Below are 23,131 nucleotides of genomic sequence, written 5' to 3'. Positions count from 1 at the left end.
TCCTACTACATTCTCGGGACGCGGACTTTGTCGCCGGCGTTGAGGTGCTCGAGCATGACGCCTGGATTCACGGATTGGAGCGCCGAGAGCACGTAGAAGCGGGGGAGGTTTTGCGTACCTGCGCCATAGGTTCTACGGAGAAGTTTGAACAGGTCTTCGCCGTCGTTAGCGGTAACGACCTTGTAAAGACCCTTGTTCGAGGGGTCGGACTGCAAGGCGGAGAGCGCGTTCGAGAACTTGGCGACGAAATTTTCTGCGTTGTTGCTCGGCTTGGAGGCTTCTGCAGCTTGCTTGACCTGTTTGGGCGGTTTGCTCAGCCCGGATTTGCGGCTTGTGCTTTTTCCCGTAACGGACGGCGGGAGCTTGAATGTAGGTGCCTTGAACGCGTTCATCTTGAGGCTCACGTCGGCGGTATCTTTGCCCTTTTTGACCGGTTCGAGCTTCAAAATGGAGTCCAACGAGGCGATGTAATTGCTGTCGGGCCATTCTTCGAGCACCATGCGTTTGTTCACCTCGACGATTTTGGCAGTCGGGTGGTCGTTTCCGCAGGCAATCAAAAGCAAAGAACTGAGCAACAATAAAGATTTCATGCTATAAAAAATACTAAAAATGAGGTTGCAACTTGCCAAAATCCTAAAAAACAACTAAATTTTAGGCTCTCAACAATTACTTCACAGGAAGTTTTATAATGAAAGAAGGTATCCACCCTAATTATCAACCGGTCGTGTTCGTCGATGCGAATACGGGTAAAGAATACATCACCCGCTCCACGAAGTCTTCCGCCGAAAAGAAGACTATCGATGGTGTTGAATATAGCGTAATTTCCTTGGAAATTACGGCTGATACCCATCCGTTCTGGACGGGCAAGCAGCATCGCGTGGATACGGCTGGCCGTATCGACAGCTTCAACAAGCGCTATGGCGGCGGTGCTAACATCACCTCTGCAAAGCGTAAGACTCGCAAGGCTGCTCCGGTCAAGGCTGAAGAAGAAGCTTAATCTTCTTAAATTTTGGGGCCTCCCTAACTAGGGAGGCTTTTCTCTTATTAACCCTAGAGGACGCAAAATGAAAAAGAAACTTAGCATTTGTGCCGCTGCCATCATCGCTCTCGCTATGACTGGTTGCGAAAACGGTAAGACTGGTACTATCGAAGGTGAAGTCCGTGATGCATTCACCAACAAGCCGTTGGAAATGCCGACTGTCGGTATGGACTCCACGATTTACACCACTCTTTCCAAGAAGTACGAATTTAATCAGGAACTCCGTAAGGGTAAGTTTAAGTTTGTCAAGGTTCCGGTTGGCGCCTATAGAGTTTATGCGGGTCGCTCCAAGTACGTGAAGACCCGTATGAAGATTGAAACGACGGAACAGAATCCGAACGCTTCTCTCGTTCTTTACATCTACAGCGCCCAGGTTGATCCGGGTCTGTACCAGGGTACTCCGGAAGGTCCGCTCAAGATTGATAACAAGTGGGTTGTCTACTCCACGAACTGCAACGAATCCATCGCTGGTTACCGCTTGACCATGCCGCAGCAGCAGGCTGGTGATGCAAAGGCAAGCCTTGCTGAAAAGATTGGCGCCAAGAAGAAAGGCAAGAAGGGCAAGAAGGCTAAGAAGGCCACCGCTCCGGCAGCTGTTACTTCTGCCGTAACGAACCTCCCGGATCCGCGCGTCGTCGATGGCAAGCTCGAAGTGTTCTACCACAACTCTTCTTCCGTGTCTACCGCAATCACTGCTAAGACCTATCCGGCAGTTGTTGCTCCGATCGCATCTCACAAGGACTGCAAGGGCTTTGGCGAAGGCGAAACGAAGGGCGTGTTCCCGGTCAAGGACAAGGCGACCGATCTCAAGGTCGAATACGTTGCTGAAAACCTCTTCAAGATTACCGGCAACCTCCCGAAGGGCAAGCAGATTATTCAGCTTTCCCAGGACGGAAAGACTCTCCAGACCTACTATTTCGAAGCCAAATAATTCGGAATACGTTTGAAATTAAAAGACGCTCGGTTCTTTGGAACCGGGCGTTTTTTGTTTTTCAGCTCTAGATTTAACTGGATGGGGGCTGGATGCAAGATTTCACTGGATCCTTCACGGCTTACGCCGTTCAGGATGACGAGAAGTGGTTATGCCCCAGCAGCCTCTAATCGCTGCACATGGCAGTAGGCGAGCTCTTTTGTTTTTTCGTCTCTCAAGTGCAGGCTGGAGCCTTCGCAGTAGCGCCAGTATTTGCAGGTCTTGCAGTCGCCTATTTTAGCCCAGCTGCGGTCGCGCATCACCTGATAGCGGTTTTGCCACACGTCCCAGAGGTCGTCTTTGTAGATGTTGCCTTGGATGTAGTCGCCGCGCAAGCTCGGGCATGCCGAGATGCTTCCGTCGCAAAGCACGGAAGAGACGTTTACGCCGGCGCGGCAGAAGAACGGGTAATTGCGCGCGTCTTTCTCGTAGCTGCCGAGGAATCCTTCGCAGCCGTAGTTCACGTTGATGACGTTCATCGATTTTACTTCGCGGATGAAGTCGAACACTTGGCGGAATTCCTGGTTCGTGAGCTGGAACAGCGGATTGTCCTTGGCACGACCCTTCGGGAACACGGTTGCAATGCGCCAGCGCTTCACGCCGATTTTCAAAAGCAGGTCGAGAATCTTCGGGAGTTCCTTGAGGTTTTCGCGGTTCACGCAGGTCATCACGTCGAAGGTGAGTCCTTGCGTGTGGGCCGCCATGTCGATGGCGCGGAGGGCACGTTCAAAGCTATGCGGGTCGCCGCGGAAATGATTGTGGTTTGCTTCAAGGCCGTCAAGACTGATGGTAAGCGAGCGCAGCCCTGCGTTCAAGAGGCGCGAGTAGCGTTCGGGAGTCATCGCAAGACCGTTCGTGACCATGCCCCAGGGGTAGCCGCGTTTCTTGATTTCTTGGCCGCATTCTTCGAGGTCCGGGCGCATCAACGGTTCGCCGCCGGTTATGACCACGATAAAGTGCTTCGGGTCGATGTGTGGGGCGAGCTTGTCGAGCACGGCCATAAAGTCTTCGCGGGGCATGTCGGGGATGGCGTCCTTGACGCAGTCGCTACCGCAGTGCAAGCAATGCAAGTTGCAGCGGAGCGTGCATTCCCAGAAAAAGTACGTGAGCGGGTGCGCCTTGATTTCGTTGTGGCGGTAAAGACGATAAGCTTCGAGAGCGAGTTTCTTTTTAAGCGAAAGTTGCATAAATCCTAATAATTTTCTTTGGTGTAATATTTCTTGTTGAATTCGTTTTTGGTGTAGGTTGTTTTTTCGCCTTGCTTGTCGGTGCAAACCATATTGGTGTCGCCTTCGGTTCTGCGGCAAGTGACTCCGTCATTGCAGGTGTATTTATAAGTGCATTTTGAATCTACACCGTATTCGGGGCACATGGCGTCAAGATCGCAAACTGTCAGATCCGTGTTTGGGTTTGATGTTGCAAGGCATTCTTTGACGGTCTGCTCGATTTCTTTTAACTTGTCTTCGTAAATCTTTTGGCATTCCTCGTCAAGCGCGGGTTTGTTCTTTTCCCATTCCTCTTTCATTTTCAGGTAATTGAGGTATTCTTGCGTGGGGCGGGTCGTGCCATCGCTGCAAACTTCGTCTTTGTGGAGCCTGACCGGAGCGCCGTATAGAGCAACAAACATGTCGAGTTCCTGGCGCAAATCAGCAAGGCATTGCGGGACTGTTTGCAGTGTATTTGAAATGCTGTCGATTTTGCTAACGCTTGCGTGCTTTGCTTTTTCTTCAGCGTTCATCTTGGCAATATCGGCTGAATAACTCGGCGGGTAATACGATACAGTCGAATCGCCGGGCGCGCAAGTTACTTCGCCGGCACTGGAGCTTGAATTTGCCAATTCGGAACTAGACGAAGATATGGCTTCGCTGGAACTTGACGAAACGCTTTCGCTGGAACTAGATTCGACGACGCTGCTGGAGCTTGGCACGTTAATCTCTGATGAACTGCTTGTTTCTGCTTCAGATGAGCTGTTTGCGAGTGCGTCAGAAGAACTGCTCTGTTCGAATTCGCCACAACCTTCTGGCGGGCAGTATACTCCATACAGGGGTTGTGCGTCGTCTTCGTAGTGACACCCCGCCCATAAAAAGGCGGTAATCGTGAGTAGAAGATTTTTCCAGTGCTTGCGTAAGTTCATTCTGGTTCCTTTACATTGTACATTGCTTTAAATTCGTCTTCGGTGTAAGTCGTTTCGTGCTCTTGTTTGTCGTAGCAAGTAAAATCGGTTTGGTCTTCGTCCTTGTAACAAGATACGTCGTCATCGCACTTGTAATAAAATGTGCACGGAAAGCGCTTTTGAAAGGTGCATTTGGTCGTGTCGGGAGATTGGAAATCTTCAGGGTTTTCGCAAACATACATATCAACGCCATATTCTGGACATGCTCCACCCGAAAAGGTGCAGGTCCCTCTCACGTCGCTCGAAGAAACGTTGTCGCTACAGCCGTTCCAGAAGAATGCTGCGATGGCGAGAAAAATTTTTTTCCAGTGCTTGTAGAACATAATTTTAGTTGGTTTAGTTGGATGTTGTATTCTTATAGATTTTTTTGAATTCAGTATCGTCGTAGGTGAAACCGTCGTTGCATTCGTATTTTTTTATAAAGACATCTGCGTCTACACCGTAATCGGGGCATATTGTAGTGCCGTTAAATGTTTCACATGCTGGGGCGGAAACATGGATTGTATCTGTTTTTGCTATGCAGGTGTATCCGTTTTCGCAAGTGACTGTAGAACCGTTTTCGGAGGTGACTTCGCAATACATTTGCGGTACACCGTAGGCGGGCATAGGCAATGGCTCGGAACTGCTTGATATATTATCTTCGCTGCTGGAGCTTGAACTCAGTGTTTCTGAACTACTGGAATACTGTGGAGGGACTCCGTATAGGGGAGGTTCCACTGTGGTGGAACTGTTGTCGCAGCTATTCCAAAAGAATCCGGTTAATGCTAATGCAATCTTTTTCCAGTGTTTGTAAAACATTTTTAACTCCTCGTGCCCACTTGGGTCCTCACTTCTACAAATATATACAAAATAAGGCTCAAAATGCTCCAAAAAGGCGATAAAACCCGTGTGCCGAAAAGATTTTGTTGCATCTGTTGCATATAGGCTTGTAGTAAGGAGTTTTGGTCAAAAATTCGCCCAGCCTCGCTCGGATTTTGCGTATAAAAGTTATATTTAGGTCACTATGAAAAAAGAAACGTTAGGAAGGGACGGTGTAAAGTCTAAGTCTTTGCGTCAGTCCTTTATGGAATGGAAGAATTCCCTTCATTGGGAAAAACCTCAGAATATCATGTTGGCGGTTACGGCATTCGTGCTCGTAGCGGCTTTCCTTATTTTTAACAATTTATCCGTGTCGTATGCGTGCCATTGGGATATCCAGTGGGGGTATTACTCGATTTTCGTCACGTTCCTGTTACTCGTGGCGGGCGTTGTCGTCAATGCTCCGTTCGTGGCAAAACATGTGCGTGGATTCTTGCCGAGTGGCAAGAGCTTTTGCGGGCTTGCGCTTTTGCTCATCGTGTTCTCGGTGTTCATTTTCGGGAACATCGGCAATACGCACCGCGTCTTGAGTGACGAGACGAGCTGGGAATCGATGGGTCTCCAGATGTATTTCCAGCACACGGGCGGTGTCTGTAACGAAGGCGTCTGGACGGATGGTGTTCTCGACTGCAAGACCGAAGTGAACAACTTCAAGGGCAAGGCTCTTGGCTTTGTCTATTCGCTTGTGTTCAACTTCATGGAACCGAATCGCGATTCGGCGCTGATGGTGAACTATCCGTTCTACATCTTGAGCTTGATTGCGTTCTTCCTTGCGCTTAGCAAGTGGTTCAAAAGCGATAAGCTTGCGCTTGCGGCGACGGCGTTCTTGGGCGGCATGCCGATTTACCTGTTACAGGCGCGTTCTGCTTCGACTGAAGTCCTCTACATCCTCTTGCTTGCGGTACTCATGGCATGGTACGCGTTTGTACCGACGAACAAGGTCACGTGGAAGCATTTCCTTTTGACGGTTCCGCTGCTTGGATTCTTTGCGCAGACCCGCCAGGAAACCGTGTTTGCGTTTATCCCGTTTGCGCTTTACTATTACCGTTACTTCCTCGAAAAACCGTATCGTTTGCCTGCTTTTGTGGCTTCGGTGATTGCGGTGAGCTGGCCTTCGATCAACACGATGGCTGCTTATCGCGGGTACGACTTCCAGGGCGGTACGCATGCGGCGCACTCGTTTGAAAACTTGTGGTACAACCTCAAGACGAATATTGAAGTCATGATGAACCTCAAGCCGGATTCCGCTTTTGGCGGCATCATGGAAAATCCGTTCTACACAACGTTTACCGTGATTTTGCTTTTGGCGACGGTCTGGCTATTGTTCCGCATGATTTACTCTCGCCGTTACGTGCGCGGGTTCATCTTGGGCATCACGTTCTGCGTGCAGATTTTTGTAATCCTTCTGAACGTGTCTGGAACGTTTACGATTGACATCAACCAGCGTTATGTGCTTGTAGCGCTTCCGATGTTTGCTCTCTTGATGGCTCTTGGTCTTTATGATGCGCTCGTGTTTACGACGAAGATGAAGAGCGATGCTGCCGCTAAGATTGTGGCGGGGGTCGCTTGCCTCCTGTCTATCGGGCTTATGGTTTACCATGCTCCGAGTTACAAGGCTAACATGCTCTATTACAAGAACAAGCTCTTGGCCGAAGAAGACTTCTTGAATACGGAACTGGCAAAGTATCCGAAGAACTCCGTGTTCATTTACGCTAGACCGTGGCAGATGCTTGCGTCTGGACACACTTCGTTTAGCGAAAGCTCGTTTAAGAGCTGGAGTACCGAACAGTTTGCTGAATGGATGCAAAAGTCGGGTGGCAATATTTATCTCGTGCGTGGTCAGGATGGCTATGGCAAGGTAAATCGCAATAGCCGTGTGGTGGGCTTCAAGACGACCGACCAGATTGACGATATTTTAGGCGCGTACAAGAACGAACGTGTACTGATGGAAGCTCGTCTGTTTGGTTATGGACTTGCCATTTACAAGATTATCTCGAAGAAGGGTGTGTCGCATTATGCGCAGAATTTCATGGTAACCGAAGAATCGAACGGCATGATTGTCGTGAACAAGCGTTTCCCGGAATCGATTGCTTGCGATTACAAGGTGAATGACAAGGACCAAGGCGAAATGCTTGTGTCGAATAGCGCAGATACGCTGTTGCTCGACTCTGCCAAGATTCGTGCAGGTATGAATCGCGTGGTGCTGAGCTGCTCGATGCCGGATGAAGATACGCTTGTGACGTACCGCGACTTCTTTGTCGATGGCGAAAATGTGGCGCTCCTCTCGAAGCTCAAGATGGGCAAGTTCTTCCAGGAATGGGGCGAGCCGCAAATGAACGAGACGGTCGATCACCACAAGATTACGATTGACGGTGAACCGTTCCGCTATGGTATTGGTAGCCATGCAAACTCGGCGATTGAATTCCCGCTTGCACGCAGCTATGATTGGTTGAACGTGGTCATTGGTCTTGATGACGAAAGTGCTTGTGGCGATGGCGCCTACTTTGCTGTCGAAGCGGATGGTCGTGAAATTTATCGTTCCAAGAAACTTTATACGACGGACAAGGAACGTTTGAAGCTGGATATCAAGGGCGCCAAGTCGATTAATTTGCGCGTGCTGATGGGCAACGACAAGGACTGTGACCACGGCGACTGGGCTCATGCCTGGCTTGAGGCTGAAAAATGAAAGTCCTTGTAGCGCCGCTTGATTGGGGACTTGGGCATGCGACTCGTTGCGTGCCTGTTGTCCGCGAATTCTTGCGGGCGGGTGCCGAGGTGGAACTGGCGGTAGTCAAGGCGAACGCAAATTTTTTCCGTGAAGTATTCCCGGATTTGCGACAGCGCTTGGCTCCGAGCTACAACATTGTCTACCCGAAGCACGGCTACAACATGGCGCTTTGGCTGCTCAAAAACAGTGTGCACTTGAATGCCGTGATGCGTTACGAACACCACTTTGCCGAAGAAATGGTAAAACGCCACGGCTATGATGTGCTGTTTTCGGACAACAGATTTGCGTTTTATTCTAAGAACGCGCTTAGCATTTATATGACGCACCAACGCAGGATTGCGTTCCCGCGGGCTTTTGCGGCGTTTGAACGCATTGGCGTGATGTGGCATGCGAACATCATGCGCAAGTTTGATGAAGTCTGGGTGCCGGATTTGGAAATTTATCCAGGCTATGCGGGCTCGCTTTCGCATTCGGGCGCAACGCCAGGTGATAAGCCGATGCGTTTCGTCGGGACGCTTTCGAGATTCTTGGAGATGGGGAATGTTGGGAACGCGCTTGGGAATGCGCCGGCGCCGGTTGACCTCGAACGAGAGGTGGACTTGATGAGCATGTCGGAGTTTATGGCGCACTCGGCGAACGTGGAGTGGAACGCTGCTCCTGAAAAGCGTACTTCTGGAAACTACTCTTTTGAAATGCGCGCAAACTACAAGGTCGTGGCGGTTGTATCGGGGGTGGAACCTGCAAGAACGCAGTTCGAACAGCAGTTGCGTGGAGCGTTGGCTCAGATTCCTGGCCGCCACATGATGATTCTCGGAAAGCCCTCGGCGGAGCAAAAAGCGTGGACCGAAGGGAATATAGAGTTCCACACGCACTTGGCGACGAACGATTTTGCAGAAGCCGTGAAGCGAGCCGATTTTGTGGTAAGTCGAGGCGGTTACAGTACGGTGATGGACATGGCGGAACTTGGTGCAAAATGTATCTTTGTACCGACGCCAGGTCAGTTTGAACAGATTGTCCTTGCTCACGATTTGTCGAAGGCGGGTTATGCCGTTGAAATTCCGGCAGATGAACTTTCTGCTGAAACGCTCACAAGCGCTTTCGAAAAGTCCGTGAAAATGCCGAAAGTCGCAAAGCAAAATTTGCTTCACGATGCGGTTGAAGATGTTGTTCGAAAATTTAAAGAGAGGTCGATATGAACCAGTTCGTTTTAGCTTTCCCGATTCCCGTTGCGGTCAATGAACCGTTTGCCATTACCGAAACGGTTCAGGTAAATGCTGATACTAAGACGTTGATGATTCCTGGTTGCAGCGTGCAGTTTAATGTGGTTCGCCAGGGCGCTTCTGCCGACCTCTTAGAAATTTTCAAGGAACGTGACGAAATTTCTGCAGACGAAGAAAAGGCTCTTGCCGATCACAAGTCGCTCTTGTTCTTGCTCGGGAACGTAAAGACGATGGACGATGTCGAAATGGTAAATTCCGCCATTTTGAAGGTTCTCTACGCAAAGGCCGCGGGCGTTTATATGCAGCAGTCTGGCACGGCATGGACTGCGAAGGCTTTTGAAGAACAGTTCGGCGATTGCGATTATCCGATGGACCCGTGGATTAATATCCTTGATTCGGGTGATTTGCTTTACACGCTTGGCTTGTCTGTGTTTACGCTGCCGGATTTATGCATTTCGAGTACGATTGAAGACCCGGAAGAGGCTCTCTTGATGGCGGCGGATAGCTTGTTTGGCGATGGTATCCCGGCAAAGTCTGGAAGTGTCATTGACTGGGGCGAGGGCGAAAAATACGTGCTCCGTCAAGAAACGAAGACGCTTTTTTCGAAGGATGCCCCTGAGTACAACAAGCAGGGCGTTCTGAGAATCGTGAAAAAATAACGCGCTCGCTGGCGACGAAGTCAATAGAAGGGGAGCTTATGGCTAATGTTTTAAAGTTTGAATCGATTGATAACGCGCGACAGCTCGGCGGGATTCCGGCGGGCGGTTCCCATGTCAAGCATAATTTGCTTTTTCGCAGTAGCAATTTGTCCAAAGCGACGGAGCATGATTTGCACCGCCTGCGCGATGATTTTGGCGTTCATCTGGTGATTGATTTGCGCTCTGACTTTGAATACATGCAAAAGCCGGACAAGCTCCTTGATGGAATGGATTCCGCTTTGATTCCTGTTCTGGACGATTCCATGCATGGCGATGCCTTCAACAAGGACCAGGTGGTGCCTGCGACGGGTGTGGACTTTATGGAATTCCTTTTTGGCATTGCGCGCCATCCGATTGCAAATACGTTAAAGGACAAACTCTATAATTACTTTGTGGATAGCGATTATGCGAGCTCGCAGTATGCGAAAGTCTTTGAAACTGTTGTTGCGCAAAAAGGAGCGCCTGTTTTGTGGCATTGCACTTCGGGCAAGGACCGCTGTGGCTTTTGCTCTGCGCTGATGCTTGCTGCACTCGGTGCTGACGATAATGTTATTTTGGATGATTATGCGGAATCCGAAAATTCGTACCGCAAGCCGCTAGAGGCGATGACTGCTAAAGGTCGTGAATCGGGAATGACGGACGAACAGCTCGACATTCTTCATTTCTTGGTGAGCGTCAAGCGCGAGTATCTTGAAATCCCGCTCAATCGCATCAATGTGGAATACGGTTCGCTACTGAACTTCATCACGCAGCGCATGCACGTGCCCACAGCGACCATCGATGCGCTTCGGGAATACTACCTAGAATAATTAAAAAAACGCAGGCCCGAAGGTCTGCGCGTTTTTATTATCACATTCTTGCTTATGCGATAGAGTCGAGCGGTCTCCGTGAGCAACAAACGCCTCGTATTAACGAGGCGTGGTTGCGAGAGCGAGGCGAAGACGGAGTCCCCGCCTTGCAAAGAGCCGAGCGGTCTTTTATAATTCCGGCTGCTTGCCGGTGAGGCGCACGAAGATTTCTTCGTACTTGGCGAGCGTGTTCTTCACGACTTCAGGCGGAATTTCCGGACCCGGGTAGGTCTTGCCCCAGTCGAGAGTTTCGAGCCAGTCACGGACGTACTGCTTGTCGAAGCTTTCCTGGTTCTTGCCGACCTGGTACTTGTCTGCCGGCCAGTAGCGGCTGGAGTCCGGAGTGAGCACTTCGTCGATGAGGATGGTTTCGCCATCGATTTCACCGAATTCGAACTTGGTGTCAGCGAGGATGATGCCCTTGGAGGCGGCGTAGTCGCGAGCCTTCGTGTAGATGTCGAGGGACATGTCACGGAGAGTTGTTGCAACCTTTTCGCCAACGATATCGAAAGTCTGTTCGAAGCTGATGTTTTCGTCGTGGCCTACATCCGGCTTGGTGCTCGGCGTGTAGAGCGGCTTTTCGAGCTTCTGGCAGAGCTGGAGACCTTCCGGGAGAACGTGACCGCAGATCTTACCGGTCTTCTGATAGTCCTTCCAGCCAGAACCGACGATGTATCCGCGCACGATGCATTCCACGGAATGGCGGTTAGCCTTCTTCACGATCATGGAACGGCCGCGGAGGTAATCTGCGTGCTTCTTGAGCACTGCCGGATATTCATTCACGTCGGCGGTGATGAGGTGGTTCTTCATGCCAAGGTGCTTGAACCAGAAAAGGGAAAGCTGGTTCAGGATCTTGCCCTTGCCCGGAATCGGGGTCGGGAGAACCACGTCGAATGCGGAAAGACGGTCGCTAGCGACCATCAGGAAGCTGTCGCCGAGGTCGTACATGTCACGTACTTTACCCTGGTGGAACAGCGGAACTTCGGTAATGGGGGTTTCGAATTTTAAGCTCATAGTACCCCAAATTTAGCAATTTAGTGGCGGGTGGCTAGGGGGTGGAACCGTGTTTCGCTATATCAAACGATTTGTTGCATATGGAAAAATATTTTATAGAATTTTTACTAAAATTGTTTAAAATTTAAGAATTTTAAATATTTTGTTGCGTGAAGTATTGACTTTGCAAAACAGAATGGCTATATTGTGAATGAGAAAACTTGGTGGTTTCCTAAAAGGAGAAGATTATGAAAAAGCTTTCGATTGTTGCCTGCTCTGCGTTTGCCGCACTGATGTTTGTTGCTTGTAGTGATGATTCGGTGACTACTGCCGTTCCGCTTGCTGGTGGCGCTGGTCAAGGGGGTGGAGTCGCGTTGGATTCCACACGCAATATATCTGTCGCGTTTAAGGGTTGTTTCGACTATTCATATAATGATGCCCTGAAGAAAACGGCTGTGGAAAATCCAAAAGCCTATTTGGTTACCGACGATGCGGGATATCATGTGGTTATTCCGGACATGGGAGGAGCTTGCGGTTACGAAAACATTGTATTCAATAACCAACGTGTACTTGATACGCTAAAAATCAATTTTGAAGGTGATCCTGCAGAATGTAATTGTATTAATGATGTATGGTTCAATATCGATCCATTGGATGCCGACATCAAGTATTTGGTATATCAGAATACTGTTTATGAAGTCGTGGCGGAACCGCTTCCTGTACAGTCTTCTTCAAGTGATTTTTTGACGCCGTCCTCATCTTCAATTGAGGAGGCTTCCTCTTCGGATGTGGCGCAGTCTTCGTCGTCTGAGGTTTCGTCTTCTTCTGCAGCGGAGGATCCGTCCCGTGTGATTGTTACGGATGCAGTGGCGCAGTGCGAAGACCGTCGTACGTTTGATGACCCGATGCTCGATGGTTCTGCGTCTGCAGAGTCGTTTACGCGTGAAAAAAGTGATGCCGCGCTTCCGCCGGTCGCTTACCGCTATGTGTCTACAGAAAATGTTGGTTTTACGATAAAGAATGTTACGATGACTTGCAATGTTTCCATTGACAGCCTTGAAATCACAACGGCTGATAATACAATTTATGTCAATGCGAAATACGACTTCACAAATGCACAAAGGTGCTTGTGCCGTTCGGAAATTACATTCAGCGTGAAAATTGACCCTGCTTATAATACGGCTGAATATCTTGTTCTAAATGATGGCAGTAGCACCAATTTCGACAATAAAATGGAAGTTGTCGATTTAGATGTTATTCGCGTTGACGATATTTCTAATAGTGATTTTTAAACAAAGATAGCAGTGCTAAAAAGCCTCCCTTCGGGGAGGCTTTCATGCTTTAAGCTTTGGGTGAATTCTTGATTTCCATTTTCTTGTGGTACATGATTTCGTCGGCTCGCTTGAATACGTTGTCGACTGTATCGCCGGGCTTGTATTCTGCCATGCCAAAAGCGACAGAATAGCGCTCCCACGGCTTGCGTGAATTGTTGTTTCGGGTCTTTTTAAATTCTGACTCGATAACTTTAATTAACTTGTCCTTGTTCTTGTAATCGCTGTTTTGCAGCAGAACTACAAATTCGTCGCCACCGACTCTGTAAATGGGGGATTGCTTATAAATATTACAGAATATATGGCAACAACCTAAAATGTATTTGTCGCCGCAGTCGTGGCCATAGTGGTCGTTGACTTCCTTGAGATCGTTGAGGTCTATCATTACAAATCCGAATGTCGCGCCACCCTTTTCGATTTGTTCTTGCAAAGATTCCTTCATCTTGTCGTAAGCGACCTTGCTGTTGACGTGGGTCAAGGCATCCTTGAAGGCTAGTTGAGTCATGTCTTCGGCTTGTTCCTGGGCAGAGCGCGCCTGTTCTTCAGCTTCTAGAAGACCTTGGACGTAAGTGCGCATGTCCTGCGACATCTGCGATATAGCGTTCGAGAGCGATTCGACTTCGTTGTTTGTGTGGATGTTTGGGGCGTCGAATATAAGTTCGTCGGGCGACTTTTTGCCGCGGCTCTTTTCGGCAAAATTGCGGGCGCTCTTTTCGAGTTCAAGAATCGGTCCTGTTACGTTGCGGCGCAACCAGGCTAATAGAATCAGTGCGAAGAGTAATCCGAGACCCAGTGTCAGTGTAACGTTGTATAAAACGTAATTGTTGACGGTCTTGTGAAGCTCAGAAATGGATATGTCTGCGCAGATGACGCCGAAATGGACACCCAACGAATTGACGTACGGTTTACAGGCGGTGTAGGCGGGTCCCCATTCGGAATCTTCTTCGAAGTATGAAATTTCACCCTTGGTCATTGCCTTGGCGAATTTTCGAATTTCAGAAAGTTCATACGCGTCTGTGGGTTCCAGTAACTTCATGTCTTCTTCGCCACGTTCGCGTTCTGCCTTGCTTGTGGCGGAGCAGATATTGTACATGGAATCGTTACGCACGAAAAGGGAGTAGAGGTAGAACAGCTCGAAATCGTCGACCATGCCGTTGAGCAACTGTTGCACGTCGTTGTACTTTTCGGTCTTTTGGCCCGTTATGGTGTTCTGGTAAAGGTCGTCCATGTCTATGCGGTTGGTGGCATAGTTTAGGATGTTGCTGAGCTTGTCGTCGTAGCGTTTATAAAGCGACTGGGAGTAGGTGAGGTACGCCTGGATCGAAAGCAGAAAGCACATGAATGCGATAAAGACGGCGCTACCCAGAATAAGACTTCTATGAATCGTTTTCTTATGAGTCATTTCGTTCTCCTTCAAGGTAAAAATAAATCTTTAGGGACGAAATGTAAATCTTATTGTACAAAAACGGCGCTTTTTACAGGGGATGTAAACTATAGTGTGTTTTTTGTCGTTCTCGACCGGTGTAACCCTATTTTTGTGAATTTTCGACAGGCATGTTTATACGACTTTATTTGTCGCGTGCGCTTTCTATATATAAGTCATCGAAAGATTGATTTAATCTCTTTACATATTTAGTGTAGAAAACGATATATAATTGCGGCTTAAAATGAGATTGCCGTTTGAAAGGAGGTTTTATGAGAGATAATTACTTCGGTCGTGTCTTAAATTCCCTGAATACCGAATGCACCCGCAAAAACTTTGAACTCGATTTCGTGACGCTCAAGAGCTATGAATACTGGATTCGCATGATGCGAATTTGCAAAAGCTACCCGGATGCCGACGACTGCATTGCAATCATCTCCAAAGAACGCGCCTCCCGCGTGCTGAAAGACCTCTCGGAACATTTCGAAAAGCTCAACGCCGAAGAAGACCGCCTCCCGCTTCATGCAAAAAAGCGCTTTATCAAGGAATCGAACGGGAATTATGCCGGCAAGAGGCTCCGCTGCAACGAAGAGAGCGAAGAAATGAGCGTTGCTTACCAGCGCCGCCAAATGGCTGTCGTGCGTTTCAACGACGTCATTGACCGTTCCTGTTCTGTCCGCGAAATTACGGATTTCGTGCGCAATTACCTGTGCGGTGAAGGCATTTTTGACCAGCAGTCGCAAAAGGTTTTCTACGATAGCATTGTCCGTGAACTGCTCGGTTTTCTGGAAGAGAACAGAGACGTGCATGACGCTTATTACAAGCGCCTTGAAATCGTGCAGAAGTCGTTCAATTTGACCGATGACGAAATGGAAATCATGATGTTCTCGTGGATTTTCTTCAACAAGGAACAGTGCAGTTCGCTTTTGGAGATGATCGGCTCCCGCAGGTTCAGAGGTGCAGTGCTTCCGGACATTTTCCCGCAGCTTTATCCAGACGTGGACTTCGAAAATGCTGTTTCGAACAAGGGTACGCTCAAGCAGATGGGCATTCTTGACGAAGACCTCGATATTTCCAAGCGCATCGGCATGTTCCTGGACGGTCATTCCGGTAACGATTTGGACAGCCTCTATTTTAGAGTCTATGAAGGCGATGCTGTTCCGTTCAAGAAACTCTGCAACGGCAATCCGAAAGTGGAACTGGCATTTAACATGCTCAAACATGCCAATGTTGGTGAAGGCTTGAACCTTTTCTTCTATGGTGTCGAAGGTACGGGCAAAACTGAACTTGCCAAAGCTATCGCGAAAAAACTCAATCGCCCGCTCGTGCTTACGAACATTAGCATTGTCGGTGAACATCGCGAAAGCAAGGAAAACTCTGTCGTCCGCAGTCGCATGGGGAGCATTCTTTATGCTGCCACAAAGTTCCAGAAAAAGAAGGCGATTCTCCTCGTGGATGAATCTGACGTCATTCTCAACTGTTGCGAAAAAGGTAGTCTCAACTTTTTCCTCGAACAGATCAAGGTTCCCGTTATCTGGATTTCGAATACCACGCGCTGGATTGAAAACAGCACGCTCCGCAGGTTTAATTACTCCATCCATTTCGACCGCCCCGATGCCGAAAAGCGTTTACAGGTTTGGGAATCTGTGGTAAGCGAACATGGTGCATCGTCCATCATTCCGCAAGATGTTGTGAAGCGATTCTCCGAAGAATTGCAGATTACCGCAGGCGGCATCACGCAAGCCATTGTCGGTGCTAAAAAACTCGTAGAATCTGGTTGCAAGATTGATCCCATCAAGGCAATCCGTACCATTGCCGAAGCGCAATCGGAGCTGTTGGACTTGGACATGGTTTATGCCAACCGCGACAAGGAAAGCCGTTCGCCCACGTACCTGCTCGATGCGCTGAACATCGATGCAGACATGAAGAACGTGCTGAAAGTCATGAGCGCGTTTGACGAAAAGTGGAAACAGATGCAAGATGGCGACCGCCCGGATAGTCTTAACATGCTCCTCTACGGCGCTCCTGGCACCGGCAAGACGGAATTCGCCAAGCACATCGCTCGTACGCTCGGTCGCAAGCTCATCATCAAGCGCACAAGCGACTTGCTGAACAGCTACGTCGGTGAAACCGAAAAAGCCATCCGCAAGATGTTCAAGGAAGCCGAAGAAGCTAAGGCAATCCTCTTCCTCGATGAAGTCGATAGCTTGATTCGTGACCGCAGCGGTGCATCGCGCAATTGGGAAGTGACCCAGGTGAACGAAATGCTCACGCAAATGGAAAATTTCAAGGGAATCTTCATTGCCGCCACCAACTTCGAAGGCGAACTCGACACTGCATCGCGCAGACGCTTTGCGCTCAAAGTCAAGTTCGGCTACCTCAAGCCGGAAGGCATTGAATCGTTGTGGCGCGGATTCTTCCCGAGCGTACAAATGCCTGAAGCAGCCCGCAACTTGCGCATGCTCACTCCGGGTGATTTCAACGCTGTCTACAGCACGCTCCGTTTCTACGCCGAAAGCGAACTCACTGCAGACCGCATCATGGACGCTCTAAAGGCGGAAATCGCCTACAAGGACAGTCGCGAAGGTCGAACGATGGGACTGTAGAAAAAATGGGGGACATTCATTACCGTGAATGTCCCCACAAATTTATAGTTGCCGTTCGTTATGATTCAAGTCCAAGCTCTTCCATAAGTTTCTTGGTTGTCTGCGAAATCATGTATTTGCCCATATTATTCCGCCCTTCCCAAGAATCAAGGCAAAGCTGCATTGTTCTCTTTAATTCGTCATTGTCCTTAAAATGCAATGGCGTGCTCGACTGGCAAAATGTTTGCTGCAAAATTTCAGCCAGCGGAATGTTTTCCACAAAACGACCGACTGATTCTCGTTGCTTGTTGTCAATATCGACATGTTCCCTGAACGCATTTTGCGAAGCAGCTTCCTTGACGATAATAGATTTTTGATTAAACGCCTTGGCGAGTTTCTGTACATTCTTGAAAAAGTCAGGCATACTGTTTGTATTGATAAATACATAGCAGTCATTGCATGTTGCTATGACATAACGCAACTTGAGTGCCACCGCATAGAGCTTGCGATCCCAATAGCGTCGGTACATCAGCGGGACAAAACCGATATTTTTGTATTTTTCGCTCTCTGCGTACTCTCGAATTTTGCTAAAAATACCGTCGTTTACGCTTTCGATGTTTTGGGGGAATCTGCTGATAATAGCGCATTCGAATGGTTCGAAATATTTTGAGATATTATCGACAGCGGCGCCATCGATGGCAATTGGGATTTGCTTCTGCGGCTGGTCTTGAATGCTTACTAAATAATGCTTGTGCTGATTCAAGTCGTTGACCAAAAGTTCCTTATCACGGGTTTGACCTCGTTGATTGTCAAGAATACATTTTGCCAGGGTGAGGAGTTCTTTCGACGAAAGCTCGTTTATTTCTAAAGTTGCGGAATGGTTGTCGTACATTTCGCCCGATTCTTGGTTTATAAAATGCCCCTTGAAAATACCATCGTTGCTGAAATCGTTGTAGTCTATAACGACTTCATCACGTTTCTTGCCGAAGAGTCGCGCCCAGAAACTGCGATGAAAAATCTGTGCTCGGTTGTATCTCAAGAAACTTGATACAACGGACAAATCTGGCTTGAATTGCAAATCCGCCGGGTAGGTAATCACTCCGCCAATATTGTCGATTTGTTGACGTTCAGTCTCTGGATGAATGGTTTTATCGAATTCGTAGGCGTTAGCTGCGCCTATTCCCTTGATTTCTTTGATGACGAACTTTTTCGGTTTTAAATCTATTTTTAGCGTGTATCTCATATTGGCTCCTTACTTTTTCGCTGATTTCATAAACTTTTTGAGCTGTTTATCACTTATTTTGAGAAAATCTGGCACAGGGATCGGAGCTAACCTTAGTTCTATCACAGGCTCCTGAAGTAAATTTTTCCCCATTTCGATTAGCCATTTTTCTTCAGATTCCCTTTCGAGAATCGGAACGGCTTTTTCAAGTACAGCCTTCCACTGCGGCAGCAGTTCGTTTGAAAATCCGTAATAGATATTCTCGTCTATTTCCGCGACACAGCTCCGAAACCAATCTGCTTTACCGCTCTGTTCATCGGTTACATCCCACTTTTTTACAACATTCTCAAATTCTTCTCTGGAATCGAATCCAAAGATTCGCATCGAAGATGGCTCTTCAAGATATTCGTAAATCCGCTTGTAGTGGAAGACGTCTACGTCAAGCGACTCAATTTTCTGCGAAATAAAATCCATCGCACAAATATTTGGAATCGGGAATGCTCCACTTTTTACGAAAAACTTTTCGGAACCGCTCACCTCGACCCAATAGGGCTTGCCACATTTTTCAATTAATTCGTGAGGGCTTAGATTTTTCAGTTCTATTTTCAGTTGTTTACGTTCATTTTTCAAAGGCTCAAGATGCTCGTCAATTTGCCTTTTCAACAACGTAGCCTGATCTTTGAACAGCTTTGTTAAAGCGCGCCTGAGTTCCTGCACATCGTGACTAGCTATTGCTCTATCTGCTTCCATCAATAAATTTGTCAGTTTGGTTCTGTCATCGGCGGCAAAGCCTAACCATAGAGTACACTCGACACCGATTGCGGGAAAGATATCCCGAATCTTCTGGAAACCCTTGAGGGCTTGATGTCTTTTTTCCTCAGAATCGTTTTCGTTTTTCGTGAAGGATTCGAGTTCTTCTTGCTTGTTGGCAAAAGTCTTTTCATAATCATCCGAAGCCATGTGTTGCAGGCGTTCCATGATTCCGATTGTCCGATTAATCATATCAATAGCGATTATTGCCGCCTTGACTTTGTTATCAATACTATCAAGATTCGGGCTGGTCGTTGGCTCAGAATCGTGATCAATTTCCATTCCGTCAAACCAACAAAAAGAAACCAGCTCAAGGTGCGCCTTGTGTAACATCGCGCGCTTGTCTTCGAAAAACGCCAGTTCTTTCTGAACGGCTATGATGTCATTTTTTATTTGCTGTAGCGTTCTCATTGAAAACCTCATTCCTTAATGGAATCTATTGAGCTTTTATCGTAAATCCGCTTTTGTGCGTGAAGTGCAGAGGAATCTTTTTTGTGGAATTGTCTGCAATTTTGATGATTGTTAGGAAGGCTCGGTCGAGCAACCAAACGTTATCTGATTCTTGTGCAATTTCTGTGACTTCATTAAGGTCGGATTGTTGAACGGGGGACTGTTCGGCAGATTTTATGCGGCTTAGCGGGCAAAGAAGTAGAATGGAAATATTCAATTCCATAGCGAGATTTTTCAGCGCCCAAGTTGCCATCTTTAATGATTCCGCCTTGTTTGAACCAGAACGAATTTTCAGCAAATGCAGGTAATCGATAATTAAAACGTCTAATGATTTTAGTTGTTTATAGAGTCTTGCTTTTTGGGCAAGTTCTGTAAGGCTCATATCGGTAGCGTCTTCAATTCGTAGATGCGAATGCATAATTTTACCCACCGCCGTTACGAGCATTTGAGTCTCGGTTTTATCAAGGGCTTCTTCGCAAATTTTACTATAGTCCACATTAGCGTACTGGCAAAGGAGCTGATCGCCACGCCGCATTCCACAGTTATCCAAGTTGAAATAGACAACGCCTTTGCCGTCATCCAGTGCCGCGCTCGCTGCAACGTTCAATGCGAATGTCCTGATTCCGACACCTGGGCGCGATGCCAGAATCGTCAATTCGCCCTTGCGAAGACGATTTGTCCAATCCGCTTTACCCGTGTAAGAGCGTTCCATTTCGGCTTGCAACTTTTTCAGATTATCGATTTTTTGCGGCAGAAATTTTTCGAGGCTTTTCTTTTGCTTCACAAAAATTTTATGAATTGCATCTTCGAGCGAAAGCGGCTCCAACAGCAATGCGGCGCATTGTGCGTTACCCGAATATTCGTTTAGTTGTTTTTGTGCAGGCTCGTCAAATTCACGCCAAATGCTAGGATTCGGGAACCACTGTGCAATACTTGTAAGCGCGAACTTGTGCGTGTCCTGTAGCATTCCTCGATTTTTTGCAGCATTTTCTATGCAATCTTTGTCGAATGCTCCAACGATCGTCTGCATTGTTCCGTAGGCGCGAATGGCTCGCGTCATCTTGTCTAGTGATTTAGCCTTATCGGTGGAACTTTCGTCAATTCCGTCGGCGGGTGGAAATTCCTTTTCGGCAGGGGCGTAAGCCGGGTCGAATTCATTGCAATTGTCTTCAAAGACCAAGTCCAGCGAATCGCATAGATAACCGTAAAATTCTCGCACGTAATTGTAGTAGCGGAAAGCTTTGTTGATTTCATTTTCCGCCAACGATTCAAAACTATCTGTCATCTTGTCTTCGAACATAAAAACTCCTTTGCTTGCTTGTAAATATATTATGCCTATACGACAATTGCTGACGTATGAAACGGGCGGACAATTACCCACTCGTAGGAATATATGTGACGCGATTCCGTTTTAACTTCTTAATCCACTTGGAGTTTTCTTCGTAACTTCTTTTTCCGCTGAGCACCCAGAGTACATCGATTGGGCGCTTGGTGTTGAATTTGGGCGGCGCGGCGTAACCATCGCTAAAGTAGATGACTCCGTCATATTCGGGGTGTGCGCAGTAATAATCAGCTGCAGGCTGAAAACTTGTTCCTCCTCGGCCCCTAATTTTTATGGACTTGCGCGCCTTTTTTAATGGTTCGGGTTCGCCTTGAATTTTCGCATCGAATTGCAAAACGTCGAGCTTTTCGATGCCGTATTTGAAGAGCCTATTTATTACCGAGAAAAAGTTTTGCAAGCTCTTATCGGTGACGGATCCGCTTACGTCAACTGCAATCAGCAGGTTTGTCGAAAGCTCGTATCGGCTGCCCATGGCGTTAAAGCTGAAACGTCGATTGGGGCGCATGCGGGTAAGGCGTCGCTTGCTAGAAATCACCGAAGTCTTAAACAGGCTCAGCATTTTGCGGTAGTCCATATCGACTTTCATGCTTGCCTTGATAATGCCTTGCATCTTTCCGGAAATTGAACCCCAGTTGTTGCTGGCTTCGGCGACTTCAATAAATCCGTTTATGTCGCAACAGGCTTCCTCATCTTCTTCCCAAAGTTCCGAAATTTGCGCATCTAGTTTTTCTTGCGTGCCGCAAGAATCGCCGCCATTTTCACTTGGCTCTCCAGATATGCTGTTGCCCTGCGCGGAACTGATTGCATTACACTCTTCGCCCTGCTTACCTGAATCTCCGCCATCGTGCTGTTTTCCATCGCCGTTGTTTGGCTCCCCGCAAATTCCCGAAAATGGCACTGCAGTTTCCTTAAGCAAGTTGTAATACTCTTCGAAACATAGTCCGCGAGGCAAATTCAATTCCGTTCCACTCGTTTGTTTTTTGAGTATCGGCGGGATTTCATAGACATCGGTGATAGTGATATCGCTTGCTCGAGTGAGTAGGGGCTTCGATGCAAACGGAGGCTGTCGCTGGTAGGGGTGCTTCAGCAAAATGCGGAACATTTCAATTTTCAAAAATTCCGCTAGCGTGGCATTCTGCACACTTTTTAAAAGCTTCGGAGCGAATTCGACCTTTCTATTGCCGGTTCGCATGGCCACATCTAGCGAATCATTCTCGTAGAATTCGTGACTGCAGTACACCGCAAACAAGAGCGGCTCAGTCAAGAACCACCGTTCGCCAATTTTCTTTATTCTATCAATAACATCCATATCGAATTAGCCCTGGCTTTTCTTGGATTCCGTCAGCGTTTCCGCAGCCTTTAAATCGACTTGACGAATGCCGTTATCTTCTTATACAATTCAGGGCATTGCACTATGATGAACATCATTGTTGACGGGTACAGCGAAGACGAATACAAGTTTGCGAAATGAGCCTGCGCTTCACGGAATTTTTCGCCTGAAAGAAACTCAAAATATGCGGCAAAGTTCGTCGCCACTTTATTCTCCTTTGCGGTATCTTTCTCATCGTAGTTTTTCGTTTCTATAAAGCGGAAAACGGATTCGTTCACGGCGGCAAATTCCGGTGTAGAGCATTTTTTGAGTGTGGTCTTTTGCTTTGCAAAATCACCAAGCAAAATTTCCTTCGCGCTTGGCAAGCGTTTTTGGTTAATTGTCGCAAAGAACTTGGTTGCGGCAGGCATGCCGATGATGCCTGCAATGACGGTTTTCAAAAGCGGAGAGACCTCGTTCGTCTGCAATATCTTCGAAACACGTTCCCATCCGCGACGGTCTGGCGACTTTTCGAGTCCTTGATCCTCGCGAGTAAACGCAGCTCCGTCAAGCATTTCTGGATTTTCTGAGATGAAGTCTATCACGCGGCTGTCGAGCCCTGCTTTCGATGCCCACAATAGCCATTCCTGTGCGGTGGGCTTAAATTCGTAAATGTTGAATCTGCTCACAAGCGCCGGATCCAAATCCGTCAACTGGTATTCTTCGCCGTCGTTCACCGCGCTAATCACACGCGAACCTTCTGGCAACTTGCGACCCGTAAGCGTTCGATTCAGAGTCAAGTCCATAATGGTCTGCAGCACTTCAGGGCGGGCGCGGTTCAGTTCATCTAAAAACAGCACTACAGGTTTGCCATCGGTCGGGAACCAATACGGCGGCATAAAAATCGTTTTGCCCGTAGCTTCGTCAAGTCGCGGGAGTCCGATTAAATCGCCAGGGTCGCTCATTTGCCCCAAAAACAGAATTACCACACGTTCGCCACGTGCCGTAAAGAATTTCTCTAGAATCTGCGATTTTCCGATACCATGCTTGCCTGTGAGCATGATATTCTGCGATGCTGGAGTCGCAGCCAATAAATTTTCCAATTCTTGTGCATTTATACGTACTGACATGC

At 47.9% G+C, this 23,131-nt stretch carries 20 protein-coding genes; 8 read left to right on the top strand and 12 right to left on the bottom strand.

Features of this window, described 5'->3' with window-relative positions; genetic code table 11:
• Nucleotides 1-5: 5 nt before the first annotated feature.
• Nucleotides 6-590: a hypothetical protein gene (locus BUC30_RS09120; protein WP_073424541.1), complete on the bottom strand. Its 585-nt coding sequence runs from the start codon at nucleotides 588-590 to the stop codon at nucleotides 6-8.
• Between the two features lie 98 nt (nucleotides 591-688).
• On the opposite strand from BUC30_RS09120, the gene BUC30_RS09115 reads away from it, so the two are divergent.
• Nucleotides 689-997: a type B 50S ribosomal protein L31 gene (locus BUC30_RS09115; RefSeq protein ID WP_073424540.1), complete on the top strand. Its 309-nt coding sequence runs from the start codon at nucleotides 689-691 to the stop codon at nucleotides 995-997.
• Nucleotides 998-1,064: 67 nt separating this feature from the next.
• Entirely contained in the window at nucleotides 1,065-1,970 is a 906-nt protein-coding gene (locus BUC30_RS09110) for a hypothetical protein (protein WP_073424539.1), read from the top strand.
• Between the two features lie 149 nt (nucleotides 1,971-2,119).
• Here BUC30_RS09110 and BUC30_RS09105 read toward each other — a convergent pair whose 3' ends face one another.
• From BUC30_RS09105 to BUC30_RS09090, 4 genes are read right to left on the bottom strand one after another with little or no spacing between them, the layout of a single operon-like run.
• Entirely contained in the window at nucleotides 2,120-3,196 is a 1,077-nt protein-coding gene (locus BUC30_RS09105) for a TIGR04133 family radical SAM/SPASM protein (RefSeq protein WP_073424538.1), read from the bottom strand.
• A 5-nt stretch (nucleotides 3,197-3,201) separates the two neighbouring features.
• On the bottom strand, nucleotides 3,202-4,143 hold the full coding sequence (locus BUC30_RS09100; RefSeq protein ID WP_073424537.1) for a hypothetical protein: 942 nt from the start codon (nucleotides 4,141-4,143) through the stop codon (nucleotides 3,202-3,204).
• Complete coding sequence (locus BUC30_RS09095; RefSeq protein ID WP_073424536.1) at nucleotides 4,140-4,505, bottom strand: hypothetical protein; 366 nt, start codon at nucleotides 4,503-4,505, stop codon at nucleotides 4,140-4,142. Before BUC30_RS09095 ends, BUC30_RS09100 begins: the two co-directional genes overlap by 4 nt.
• 13 nt (nucleotides 4,506-4,518) lie before the next feature.
• Complete coding sequence (locus BUC30_RS09090) at nucleotides 4,519-4,980, bottom strand: hypothetical protein (protein ID WP_244536569.1); 462 nt, start codon at nucleotides 4,978-4,980, stop codon at nucleotides 4,519-4,521.
• A gap of 205 nt (nucleotides 4,981-5,185) precedes the next feature.
• Here BUC30_RS09090 and BUC30_RS09085 point away from each other — a divergent pair, with 205 nt between their 5' ends.
• The 4 genes from BUC30_RS09085 to BUC30_RS09070 are packed head-to-tail and all read left to right on the top strand — an operon-like array spanning nucleotide 5,186 to nucleotide 10,495.
• Nucleotides 5,186-7,726 carry an NPCBM/NEW2 domain-containing protein gene (locus BUC30_RS09085; protein WP_073424535.1) on the top strand — a complete coding sequence of 847 codons (2,541 nt, stop codon included), beginning with the start codon at nucleotides 5,186-5,188 and terminating at the stop codon, nucleotides 7,724-7,726.
• On the top strand, nucleotides 7,723-8,964 hold the full coding sequence (locus BUC30_RS09080) for a glycosyltransferase (protein WP_073424534.1): 1,242 nt from the start codon (nucleotides 7,723-7,725) through the stop codon (nucleotides 8,962-8,964). The genes BUC30_RS09085 and BUC30_RS09080 overlap by 4 nt, the downstream gene beginning before the upstream one ends.
• Nucleotides 8,961-9,647 (top strand): hypothetical protein, encoded by a 687-nt coding sequence (locus BUC30_RS09075; RefSeq protein WP_073424533.1) that lies wholly within the window; start codon nucleotides 8,961-8,963, stop codon nucleotides 9,645-9,647. The genes BUC30_RS09080 and BUC30_RS09075 overlap by 4 nt, the downstream gene beginning before the upstream one ends.
• A 38-nt stretch (nucleotides 9,648-9,685) precedes the next feature.
• On the top strand, nucleotides 9,686-10,495 hold the full coding sequence (locus BUC30_RS09070; protein ID WP_073424532.1) for a tyrosine-protein phosphatase: 810 nt from the start codon (nucleotides 9,686-9,688) through the stop codon (nucleotides 10,493-10,495).
• A 168-nt stretch (nucleotides 10,496-10,663) separates the two neighbouring features.
• Here the strand turns inward: BUC30_RS09070 and BUC30_RS09065 are convergent, their stop codons facing one another.
• Nucleotides 10,664-11,548, bottom strand: a complete 885-nt coding sequence (locus BUC30_RS09065; protein ID WP_012820053.1) for a phosphoribosylaminoimidazolesuccinocarboxamide synthase — start codon at nucleotides 11,546-11,548, stop codon at nucleotides 10,664-10,666.
• Nucleotides 11,549-11,775: 227 nt separating this feature from the next.
• Between BUC30_RS09065 and BUC30_RS09060 the strand changes: the two genes are divergently transcribed.
• Nucleotides 11,776-12,819, top strand: a complete 1,044-nt coding sequence (locus BUC30_RS09060; RefSeq protein WP_073424531.1) for a hypothetical protein — start codon at nucleotides 11,776-11,778, stop codon at nucleotides 12,817-12,819.
• 49 nt (nucleotides 12,820-12,868) lie between these two features.
• Here BUC30_RS09060 and BUC30_RS09055 read toward each other — a convergent pair whose 3' ends face one another.
• Entirely contained in the window at nucleotides 12,869-14,260 is a 1,392-nt protein-coding gene (locus BUC30_RS09055; protein ID WP_073424530.1) for a sensor domain-containing diguanylate cyclase, read from the bottom strand.
• Between the two features lie 293 nt (nucleotides 14,261-14,553).
• On the opposite strand from BUC30_RS09055, the gene BUC30_RS09050 reads away from it, so the two are divergent.
• The gene (locus BUC30_RS09050; protein ID WP_073424529.1) at nucleotides 14,554-16,887 is read left to right on the top strand and encodes an AAA family ATPase; all 2,334 of its coding nucleotides are present in this window, start codon (nucleotides 14,554-14,556) and stop codon (nucleotides 16,885-16,887) included.
• Nucleotides 16,888-16,945: 58 nt separating this feature from the next.
• Here the strand turns inward: BUC30_RS09050 and BUC30_RS09045 are convergent, their stop codons facing one another.
• The 5 genes from BUC30_RS09045 to BUC30_RS09025 all read right to left on the bottom strand — a co-directional run bounded on the left by BUC30_RS09045 (nucleotide 16,946) and on the right by BUC30_RS09025 (nucleotide 23,129).
• Nucleotides 16,946-18,109, bottom strand: coding sequence for a hypothetical protein (locus BUC30_RS09045; protein ID WP_073424528.1), 1,164 nt, complete (start codon nucleotides 18,107-18,109; stop codon nucleotides 16,946-16,948).
• 9 nt (nucleotides 18,110-18,118) lie between these two features.
• On the bottom strand, nucleotides 18,119-19,309 hold the full coding sequence (locus tag BUC30_RS09040) for a hypothetical protein (RefSeq protein ID WP_073424527.1): 1,191 nt from the start codon (nucleotides 19,307-19,309) through the stop codon (nucleotides 18,119-18,121).
• A gap of 25 nt (nucleotides 19,310-19,334) precedes the next feature.
• A complete protein-coding gene (locus BUC30_RS09035) occupies nucleotides 19,335-20,648 on the bottom strand; it encodes a DnaB-like helicase C-terminal domain-containing protein (protein WP_073424526.1) in 1,314 nt (437 codons plus the stop codon).
• Between the two features lie 73 nt (nucleotides 20,649-20,721).
• Nucleotides 20,722-21,999: a VWA-like domain-containing protein gene (locus BUC30_RS09030; protein ID WP_073424525.1), complete on the bottom strand. Its 1,278-nt coding sequence runs from the start codon at nucleotides 21,997-21,999 to the stop codon at nucleotides 20,722-20,724.
• A 50-nt stretch (nucleotides 22,000-22,049) separates the two neighbouring features.
• Complete coding sequence (locus BUC30_RS09025) at nucleotides 22,050-23,129, bottom strand: AAA family ATPase (protein ID WP_073424524.1); 1,080 nt, start codon at nucleotides 23,127-23,129, stop codon at nucleotides 22,050-22,052.
• Between the last annotated feature and the right edge of the window lie 2 nt (nucleotides 23,130-23,131).

This window comes from Fibrobacter sp. UWB7 (genome assembly GCF_900142945.1).
Taxonomy (GTDB): Bacteria; Fibrobacterota; Fibrobacteria; order Fibrobacterales; family Fibrobacteraceae; genus Fibrobacter.
The sequence above is the reverse complement of the archived record's forward strand: the minus strand, read 5'-3'. Positions and strand labels throughout refer to the sequence as shown.